This window comes from Desulfocastanea catecholica (assembly GCF_054657295.1).
In genome coordinates, this window is sequence record NZ_BAAHYZ010000062.1 from 1 (window position 1) to 6,679 (window position 6,679).

General features: G+C 50.2%; 5 protein-coding genes. 1 reads left to right on the forward strand and 4 read right to left on the reverse strand.

Going from position 1 to position 6,679, the window contains the following annotated elements; all coding sequences use genetic code 11:
- Positions 1–286 precede the first annotated feature (286 nt).
- From ACYQ8U_RS22340 to ACYQ8U_RS22355, 4 genes are all read right to left on the reverse strand, one after another.
- Positions 287–1,306, reverse strand: a complete 1,020-nt coding sequence (locus ACYQ8U_RS22340; protein WP_459947775.1) for a zinc-dependent alcohol dehydrogenase family protein — start codon at positions 1,304–1,306, stop codon at positions 287–289.
- Between the two features lie 314 nt (positions 1,307–1,620).
- Positions 1,621–2,226: a methyltransferase domain-containing protein gene (locus tag ACYQ8U_RS22345; protein ID WP_459947776.1), complete on the reverse strand. Its 606-nt coding sequence runs from the start codon at positions 2,224–2,226 to the stop codon at positions 1,621–1,623.
- A 441-nt stretch (positions 2,227–2,667) separates the two neighbouring features.
- Positions 2,668–3,798 carry an IS91 family transposase gene (locus ACYQ8U_RS22350; protein ID WP_459947777.1) on the reverse strand — a complete coding sequence of 377 codons (1,131 nt, stop codon included), beginning with the start codon at positions 3,796–3,798 and terminating at the stop codon, positions 2,668–2,670.
- The gene (locus ACYQ8U_RS22355; protein WP_459947778.1) at positions 3,795–4,646 is read right to left on the reverse strand and encodes a tyrosine-type recombinase/integrase; all 852 of its coding nucleotides are present in this window, start codon (positions 4,644–4,646) and stop codon (positions 3,795–3,797) included. Before ACYQ8U_RS22355 ends, ACYQ8U_RS22350 begins: the two co-directional genes overlap by 4 nt.
- A gap of 499 nt (positions 4,647–5,145) precedes the next feature.
- Between ACYQ8U_RS22355 and ACYQ8U_RS22360 the strand changes: the two genes are divergently transcribed.
- The gene (locus ACYQ8U_RS22360; RefSeq protein WP_459947779.1) at positions 5,146–6,498 is read left to right on the forward strand and encodes an integron integrase; all 1,353 of its coding nucleotides are present in this window, start codon (positions 5,146–5,148) and stop codon (positions 6,496–6,498) included.
- Positions 6,499–6,679: the final 181 nt, after the last annotated feature.

Sequence of the window (6,679 nt, forward strand, 5' to 3'; positions counted from 1 at the left end):
CTAAGCTAAGCGGCTCGGTGTTAGCCGCGTCCGGTAGAGCGCGAAGCGCGGAACGAACTTGAGCGACTTGTTAAGCATTTGGCTGCCTCTGCGCTTTGTGCTGAATTAGTGCCGTACGCATATGACCAGGAGACTTCTCATATGCGTCATCACTCAGAAACTGGGGTCAGATGAAGGTTCACGCAATAAATGTTCATCTGACCCCAATTTACTCAGGTCGTCATACGGAGGCGAGTCTTCTTTGTTCTTCGGCATAGTGGTTCCGTCTGGGAAGTTGGCAGCATGGCTATTGCGTTAGGTCGATCACGACCTTGCCGAAATGCGCTCCCGACTCAAGGTAGCGGAACGCCTCCTGCGCCTCGGCAAACGGGAATACGCGATCGACTACCGGCTTCATGCCGGTTTCAGCAACCAGCCTTGCGACTTGCTCCAGCATTGCTCGGCTGCCGACGTAGATGCCGACCATGCGCTTGGCACCGAGCGTCAGGGTCAACGGATTGACCTCGCCACCGAAGCCGCTGACGCCTCCGATGACGGCGATGGTCCCGCCCACGGCGGTGGATGCGACAGAGCGGGTAACGGTTCCCTGCCCGCCGACCTCCAGCACCACATCGACTCCCTCGCCGCCAGTTTGGTTTAGCACCTCGTCCTGCCATTCGGGGGTCGCACGGTAGTTGATCGTCACGTCCGCACCCAGGGCGCGGGCGCGCACCAGCTTCTCATCGCTGGACGATGTGATGATCACCCGCAGGCCTGCAGCCTTTGCCAGTTGCAGACCCAGGATTGAAACACCACCGGTGCCAAGCAAGAGAACAGTATCGCCGGGGCGAACGTCGGATGACTCGAAGATCGCATTCCACGCGGTGACGCCTGCACACGGGAGGGTTGACGCCTCGACGTATCCCAGCTGGTCCGGGATCTTGGCGAGGGTTTCCTCATGCAGCGTGACTTCCTCGGCCAGCATACCGTCAACGTCGCCACCGAGCGAGTTCCGGACCTTACTTCGATCAGGTCTACCTTCGAGCCAATGGGGGAAGAAGGACGCCGCCACCCGGTCGCCCGGCTTGACCCGGCGGACCATCGAACCGACTGCGATGACATCTCCCGCGCCATCGGAACAGGGAATGACTGGGTGATCTACCTCCTTTGTCGGATCCATCCCCTTGGCGACCACCAGATCGCGATAGTTTAGCGACACAGCACGTACCCTGACGCGTACTTCGTAGGGCTCGAGCGGGCGCTCGACGATGTCTTCCAACTGCAGTCCGTCGATCTGCCCGCCATGTGAGATCCGATAGGCCTTCATGATTGCTCCTCAAAGTTGCCACTCATCGCGCGTTTCCCCTACAAACGGAGCCGCCTTGCGGCATGCATCGTACGCCATTAAGTTGCACGCAACCAATCGGTGTATCGCGTTTTGCGGCTGACGGCTGACGGCTGAAGCGAGTAATTGGGGTCAGATGACCATTAACACAAGTAAGTACAAGTCGCTCTATCAACTCAGCACCCTTCCTGATCTGGCCTAACGTGAAAGGTAACCGGCGCGGAGCCGCTTTGCGGCGGAGCGTCCGCTTGACCGCCGTGTTAGACGCTTGGTGTTGATGTACCGATCGCATCTCTTCAACCCGCCGGCTTGATGACGATAAGGTCGAAGCGGTGCCAGTGATGCGGCACGTGTCCGCCATCTCCTTCGGCTTCGCGTAGCAGTTCGACAGTTAGGCCGCTGCACAGGGCTTCCACCTCTTCCTTTGTATGGAAGCCCATCTCGGAGTGCTCGGCCCAATCGTGCCTGGCTTCGAAGAGGTGACCCACGAATTTCCCGCCGGGCTCGAGCGCAGAAACGATTAGAGCCCATAATTTCGGAAAGCTTGCCGGGGCACAAAAAGGCAAGCTAAGCCCTGTGTGTATTAGTGCCGAAGACGGCAGCTCTTCCAGCTCTTCGAAGCACGATAAAACCGCATCCAACTGACCATCGGATTGATTTGCACCCAGTGCTTCGACGCGCGCGATAGCCCGTGGCTCCTTGTCAATGGCAAGAACATTCCATCTCACGTTCAGAAGCAGCATCGTCTCGACACCAGCTCCACAACCGAGGTCGACTGCCTGGCCATTGCCCCGAGGCAGCAAATCAGGACCTAGAGCACGGCGGAGAAGCGGAGAGGCAGCGCGATCTTGATTGGCGCGATAGTAGGCCTGCCAGCGTTTCCCTTCATCTGTATTTGGCATAGTGGTCGCTCTCGTGCGCGCCTAACTAAGAGCGTTTTATCAATTGTCCCGCCATCAAGTCACCCCGTAACTCGTCGACAGCTCAAACGTTCAACCGTACGCATAGTTCCAAAAGCAATGCGGGATGATTGATAAAATGTTGTTGAACTGAGCCGCGGGTTTGAAGGGGGAGAGAAAGCCTCCTAACCTCTATGGAGTTAGTTTATAACACCCTGGATATACGAAGTAAATAGGAAATCGTCGAAGGAGTTGGGTTGGTAGGAGTGTGAATAGTGTCGTTGTTGCACATTCGATCTGGTCATGTTGTCTCATTTTTGGAAAAATCAGCCTAAAGACGTTCTATTTTCGACTGATTGTCGAGATCTTTTCAGAATTTGGGCGCACCTCTGCTGTCTTGCATTCTTCATCAAATAAATGTTCTTTATTTGCAGCAGGTTAGGCTTAGCCACTGTCTACCTGCAGTCGAGCATGAAAAATCATTGTTCCCTGGCGACAGTGGGGGCACAGCAAGATATCACTGCCGGTCAAGCGATACATTTTATCCCTGATGGTTTCCTCAGCAAAGGAAAGGATCACCATTGCTTTGCCCATCAGTCTTCGGATCCACAGAATTGCCTTTGCCTTGCAATTGTTGGCAAGAAAACCAAAGTAGCGGATCTTCATGAAACGATACGGCAAGACATGAAGGAGGAAGCGGCGGATGAATTCCGTTGCCGACAGACTCATTGTTTTCGAACGGTTTTCGTCACTGCGGTCCTTGTAAGAAAAGGTTACCTGCTGGTCATTAATGGTTTTTATTCGGTGATTGCCTATGGCAACCCGGTGGGTGTATCGACCAAGATAAGTGAGAACCTGATCCGGGCCGGCAAAGGGTTTTTTGGCATGGACGATCCAATCTTTGTCCCAGGCTTCCTGGAGTGAACGTGAGCTGTTTTCTGGAAGAATAAGAGCATCGAGTTTGCCTTTTATCAGACCGAGATATCGCTTTTTGAACTCCTTGGCCAGTGGAACGACATGAAAAAGGAACTCCTCCCTGCTTGGTATCCACCGTTTTCCATCCATGGAGAGCACCCCGGCCGGAATAAGGCAGTGGATATGGAAATGGTCTATCAAGGTTTGGCTCCAGGTGTGCAGGATCGTCAATAGACCGGGCTTCCCCTCAAGCCGCCACTGGGGATCTGCGGCAAAAACAAACACTGTGTCGCGGACTGCCGAAAAGAGGCAGGTCAGCAGTTCTCTTTTGTTCTTCAAGATGAAGGGATTCAAAACATGGGGGACGGTGAAGACCATGTGGAAATAGCCACAGGGCAGAAGTTCATTCCTGCGTTTTTCCAGCCATTTTTCTTTTGTCATGGTCTGGCATTTCGGGCAGTGCCGGTTCCTGCAGGAATTGTAACAGTTCCTGAGATGGCCGCACTGGTCACAGATCTCCTGGTGACCCCCTAACCGGGCTGTTCTGCATGCCATGATTGCCGCCATGACCTTGCGCTGTTCGCCGGTCGTGGCATGGTTCTGCCTGAATTCATCGCCATACTTGCGCAAGATGTCGGCGATTTCGTATTGTGGTTTCATTTTCGCTCCTCTTCCGGCCAGGAATCGAGAGGACTTGCCGAGTTCAGCAGCATCTCGGGAGAAGCGTGCAGATACATGCAGGTTGTTTTGATCGAGGCATGGCCGAGCCACCTTTTGAGGATGAACAACTGAACGCCCTGTTCAAGGGCATGGGTTGCAAAACAGTGCCTCAGGGTATGTATTCCTCGTCCTCTGGTGACTCCTGCTTTCTGCTTGGCCAGATAATAAATTTTCTGGGCGGTTTCCGAGGGCATGGGTTTGTTTTTGTCACCTGCAAAAAACAACCACTTCCCCGGCTGATAGGCTCGCCAATAGTCCCTGAGCAACTCCAGGCTGTGCTTGGACAAAACGGTATAGCGATCTTTTCTGCCTTTGCTTTGGTCAATCCGAACCAGCATCTTTTTTGAGTCAATATGTTCGGCCCGGAGCCGGACAGCTTCACTGACCCGCAATCCCGAACCATAAATAAGCGTCAAAAGAGCCAGGTGCTTCAGGTTACCGGTGGCTTTTAGAATGCTGCCAACTTCTTCCCGACTTAACAGCATGGGGAGTTGGTGCGAACGGGGACGGGGTGGTATGGAAAAACCGGCTTTATCTCGTCCGAGGAACCCTTGATAGAATTTTTTCAAACTGCAGAAAAGAACATTGCAAGTGGCCCAGGCCATTTTCCTTTTCTGAATACAATGGAGCAGATAGTCTTGAATCTGGTCGTTGGTGAGTTGGTCGGCTGGTTGTTTGTAATATGCGGAGAGACTTTTGACGTAATACAAATAACTCTCGTGTGTTTTCGGCGCTACTCGTTGCAGATAGAGGTAGTTGGCAAAACTTGTTTGGCAATCCGTTTTCATGGCAATATCTCCTTTGCAATTTGCCGGTGGCCACCATGGCAACCGTTGATGAGATATTGTAACGAAAGGGATCGTCAGTTTCCTCTGTCAGATCCGAGAATTTCTAAAATACTGAGGGAAGGAGGTGGTGGAGTTTGCCCAAAATGGAACGGTGATCGCTTTTTCCGCGAAGCGGTTTGGTTCAACAAGTAATTCTACAGTTCTGTATATCTCCCCGGCTTGAGCAGGGGTCCATGAATAGTTCCGATTCTGCAAAAGCAGTCTACTTAACTCCTTTTACCAAATATTTTTCCTAATGCACCAATATTTCGTAAAATATTTTCGAGTATTGTTATGATCGAGTATGCGCTTTTCTGTATATCATCCTAAATGAAATGATCAACAGTTCCCTGGAGAACCTCACATGTTACAAGTTCCACGCACAGTACTGGCAAGTTTTGAGGATTGCCTTGTGGCAAATAATATTTCCGTAAATATTCGTGGACATTATGTGAAGTAGTTGCGATTCTATCTCGATTTTTGTTCTAAGTATCGACATGATGCCAACAATTCAGATAGCATTATTGCCTTCCAGAAAAAGCTTCTTGAGAAAAGACAAAGTGAAAGGCAACGGCAACAGGCATCCCATGCAATCCGCCTTTACCTCAATGTTAATCAAGCAAATACTGTTAGCAGATCGCCGAGTTTTCTTCCTATTTCTACTGTTAATAACGCTGAGAATGCCAATACCAGAGAATCTCTCACATCTTCCTCCACGAACAAATCCCCTTTGGACACTACTCCTACCGCCCTTGCCACACCCAGAAGCACTTTGAAACGTAAACCTGAAACAACAGAAGAGCCGACACCAAGAACTGTTCCCAAGGTCAACGTTAAACCAGCTACTGGTGCCTCCTGGGTTGTATCTTTTACTCGTCTTGATGAAGAAATCCAGATACGACACTACTCACCAAAGACCCTGAAAACATATCGACATTGGCTGAAAAGATTCCAAGCTTTTACACGAAGCAAAACACCAGAATCGCTGTCGGCGGCTGATGTTAAAGAATTCCTGACTTGGCTAGCAGTCAAAAAGCAGGTCGCGGCATCAACCCAGAATCAGGCATTCAATGCATTGCTGTTTTTTTATCGGCATGTTTTGGAAAAGGAGTTCGGTAAACTTGATGGGGTTGTGAGGGCAAAACGCAAAGAATATATTCCCGTCGTTCTTTCCCGTGAAGAAATAGCCGAGATTGTCTCGCATCTTGCTCCTCCAGTCGATCTGGTAATGAAGTTGCTCTATGGTTGCGGCTTACGTTTGTTTGAATGCCTCAATCTTCGCGTCCAATGTCTGAATTTTGATGCCGGAAAAATCACTATTCATGACGGAAAAGGGAAAAAAGACAGAACAGTGCCTCTACCCACAGTTCTTGTTCAAGAATTGAAAAATCAACTTAACACTGTTAAAGAACTTCACCGTCGTGATCTGGCAAGTAAGTATTCCGGAGTCTTTCTCGTCACCGCTTTCGACAAGAAGTATCCAAACGCTGCCAAAGAATTTATTTGGCAATGGCTTTTTCCTGCTAATGATCTCACACGTGTGCCGGAGACCGGAGAGTATAAACGGTATCATCTCCACGAAACTGTGGTGCAGAAAGCTATCAAGGAATCGGTTGGCAGGACTACGCTCTGCAAACGTGCCACTGCACATACCTTTCGTCACAGTTTTGCCAGCCATCTCCTACAGGCTAATGTTGACATTCGCACGATCCAGGAGTTGCTTGGCCACAGTGATCTGAAAACCACTATGATCTATACGCATACTGTTAAAAGCGTCACAATCAAAGAAGCGATAAGCCCTCTGGATTTTTGATATTTGCAATGGCCATCATCACAAGAAGGTTTTACTCGAATATAGAGGTGTTTCCTGATAGTTTGTTTGTGATCGTGCCGAAAAAACATGCCTGAAATATAGCATTCAAAATTATTGATGTTGCACAGATAATCAACCGAATAATATTGCTCCTTTTCCGACCATCGTCGGCTTTGATACT

Coding starts and splice junctions, on each gene's coding strand:
- ACYQ8U_RS22340 (WP_459947775.1), bottom strand. CDS start 1,306: ATGAAGGCCTATCGGATCTCACATGGCGGGCAGATCGACGGACTGCAG.
- ACYQ8U_RS22355 (WP_459947778.1), bottom strand. CDS start 4,646: ATGAAAACGGATTGCCAAACAAGTTTTGCCAACTACCTCTATCTGCAA.
- ACYQ8U_RS22345 (WP_459947776.1), bottom strand. CDS start 2,226: ATGCCAAATACAGATGAAGGGAAACGCTGGCAGGCCTACTATCGCGCC.
- ACYQ8U_RS22350 (WP_459947777.1), bottom strand. CDS start 3,798: ATGAAACCACAATACGAAATCGCCGACATCTTGCGCAAGTATGGCGAT.